The organism is Micromonospora sp. KC207, from assembly GCF_004348615.1.
GTDB lineage: Bacteria > Actinomycetota > Actinomycetes > Mycobacteriales > Micromonosporaceae > Micromonospora.
The window spans coordinates 1-2,877 of sequence record NZ_SMKJ01000490.1 but is presented as its reverse complement, the minus strand read 5'-3'; the positions used below and the strand labels follow the sequence as shown (position 1 = coordinate 2,877).

Sequence of the window (2,877 nt, the reverse complement as noted above, 5' to 3'; positions counted from 1 at the left end):
GCCGGCACCGCCGTACTGACCGACCTGCCGCCGGCGTCGGACGCGGCCGGCGGCCCCGGCGCGCCCGTGGGGGCCGCGCGGGCCAAGGTCGCGCCGCCCCCGCTGCCGCCGGCACCGCGCGTCCGCACGATGCGCGAGATCCTCCGCCTCGCCACCAACGACCCGCGGTACGGCGTCACGGCGATCTCGCTGTTCGGGTTCGGGACCCTGCTCGGCCTCGACGGCTCGGTGCTGCCCTGGCTCTGGGCGGACCTGGTCGACGGAGTCGGTGGCCCATGGTGGCCGGCGGTCGGGATCGTGACCGCGTTGCTGGTGACCGTGCCGGTGCCGTACCTCACCAGCATCCTGTTCCCGAACTGGTGGGTGCGGCAGATGCTGCGGATCAGCCTGCGGCTGGTGCACGGGCAGACCGGGCCGCGCCGGATCAGCGGGCACACCCCGGCCGAGGTGGTCGCCCAGGGCGGCGACACCGAGCGGGTGGTGATCCTCGCCGACAACCTGTTCGACCAGGGCATCGTCGTGCTCATCTTGGCGGCGATGACGGTGGTCTCCGGCAGCGTGGTCCCGGCCGCGTTCTTCCTCGGGACGATGGTCGTCTCCGGGCTCGCGGCGACGCTGTTCGGGCCTCGCCTGGAGCGGTCGGCGCGGGCCACGGTGGCGGCGCGGGCGGCGTTCGCCACCGCGCTGGTGTCGTCGTTGTCGGCCGCCCGTACGGTGAAACTGGCCGGTGCGACCCGGCCCGTGCTGGGCCACCTCGCCGGCCTCGACGCCGTCCGCAGCGAGCGGCAGCGCCGGGAGATCTCCGTGCAGGTCTGGGCCCGGTCGACGCCGGCCCTGGCCAGCGGCCTGCTGCCGATCGGTGCCTGGGCGCTCTACCTCACCGGCGGGCTGTCCGCCGGGGCGACCCTGGTCGTGGTCTCCACGCTCGGCGCGGCCCGCTGGTTCGCGTGGACGACGGCGTCCCTGGTCTCCCAGCTACCGTCCGCCCGGGTGTGGACGCGCCGGACGGTCGCGATGACCGGGGTCGGGGCGTACTCGGCGCCGGTGCCCGGGGTCGACCTGGCCGCCGGGACCGCGCCCGCGCCGGAGCCCCCGCCGCGGCACCCGTTGCGCCGGCTGGAGCTGGTCGGCTTCGGCGCGCTGCACACCGACGGCACGCTCGCCGTCCACGACGTCGACCTGACCGTGGAACGTGGCGAGCTGGTGCTCGTCGTCGGGCCGGTCGGCTCGGGCAAGTCGTCGCTGCTGCGCGCCCTCGCTGGGATCGTGCACCACACGGGCAGCCTGCGGTGGAACGGCGATCCTGTCACCTCGCCGGAGCTGTTCCTTCGTCCCCAGCAGGTCGGTTACGTCGGTCAGCTACCCCGGGTGCTCTCCGGCACGGTCGCCGACAACGTCGCGCTCGGTCACGAGGTGGACGCGGCCGGAGCGGTGTCGACGGCCCAGCTCGAACACGACCTGGCGACGGCCGGAGGCGGGCTCGGGCTGCTCATCGGGCACAAGGGCACCCGGCTCTCCGGCGGGCAGCTCCAGCGGCTGGCGCTGGCCCGGGCGCTGGCCCCGCGTACGGAGTTGCTGGTCGCCGACGACGTGTCCTCGGCGCTGGACGTCACGACGGAGCTCGAGTTGTGGGCGGCGCTGCGCGAGCACGGGGTGACGGTGGTCGGCTCGACGTCGAAGCGGGCGGCGCTGGTCCGCGCCGACCAGGTGGTGGTGCTCGTCGACGGCACGGTCGTGGCCCACGGCACCTGGCGGGACCTGGAACGGGACTGGGGCCACCTGGCCGGCTGACCCACCCGGCGGTGCGGGCGGGGGGTCAGGAGGCGCGGGCGTACTGGGCGGGCCAGTCTGGCGTCGCGCCGAGCTTGGCCGCCGCCCGCCGGGGCCAGTACGGGTCGCGCAGCAGTTCCCGGCCCAGCAGGACCAGGTCCGCCTCCCCGCCGGCCACGATCCGCTCGGCCTGCTCCGGCTCGACGATCAGGCCGACCGCGCCGGTCGGCACGCCGACCGCCCGGCGGATACGAGCGGCTAGCGGCACCTGGTATCCGGGGCCGACGGGGATGGTGGCCCGGGCAACCGCGCCACCGGAGGAGGTGTCCACCAGGTCGACGCCGGCCGCCGCCAGTTCCCCGGCGAGCACGACGCTGTCCTCGATGGTCCACCCGCCGTCGGTCCAGTCGGTGGCGGAGATCCGGGTCAGCACCGGGACGCTCTCGCCGACCGTCGCGCGGACCGCGCGGGCCACCTCCAGGGTCAGCCGCATCCGGCCGGCCCGGTCCCCGCCCCAGCCGTCGGCGCGGTGGTTCGTCAGTGGGGAGAGGAACTCGTGCAGCAGGTACCCGTGCGCGGCGTGGATCTCCACGGCGGCGAAACCGGCGGCCACCGCACGGCCGGCCGCGGTGGCGAACGCCTCGACCACCCCCGCGATCCCCGCCTGGTCGAGCGCGGTCGGCACCCGGTACTCCGGGGCGAACGGCTCCGCGCCGGGGCCGACGGGCGTCCAGCCGCCCTCGGCGTCGGGCACCCCGCCGCGTTCCCGCGCCCACGGCTGGTACGTCGACGCCTTGAACCCGGCGTGCGCGAGCTGCACGGCGGGCACCGCGCCCTGCGCCGCGACGAACGCGGTGATCGGCCGCCACGCGTCGACGTGCGCGTCGGACCAGAGCCCGGTGTCCCGGGGGCTGATCCGGCCCTCGGGCACCACGGCGGTCGCCTCGGTGAGCACCAGGCCCGCGCCGCCGACCGCGCGGGAGCCCAGGTGTACGCGGTGCCAGTCGGTCGGCAGGCCGTCCGGTCCCGCGCTGTACTGGCACATCGGGGCGAGGGCGACCCGGTTGGGCAGGGTGACGGCGCGCAGCGCCAGGGGCGTGAACAGGG

At 76.2% G+C, this 2,877-nt stretch carries 2 protein-coding genes; one reads left to right on the top strand and one right to left on the bottom strand.

All coding sequences use genetic code 11. The features are described from left to right. Positions 1 to 1,791 (top strand): ABC transporter ATP-binding protein (locus tag E1258_RS31645; RefSeq protein ID WP_132407534.1); only part of this gene is annotated, 1,791 nt, incomplete at its 5' end. Between the two features lie 25 nt (positions 1,792 to 1,816). Here the strand turns inward: E1258_RS31645 and E1258_RS31640 are convergent. Continuing rightward, on the bottom strand, positions 1,817 to 2,875 hold the full coding sequence (locus tag E1258_RS31640) for an NADH:flavin oxidoreductase/NADH oxidase (protein WP_243715813.1): 1,059 nt from the start codon (positions 2,873 to 2,875) through the stop codon (positions 1,817 to 1,819). Positions 2,876 to 2,877 lie beyond the last annotated feature (2 nt).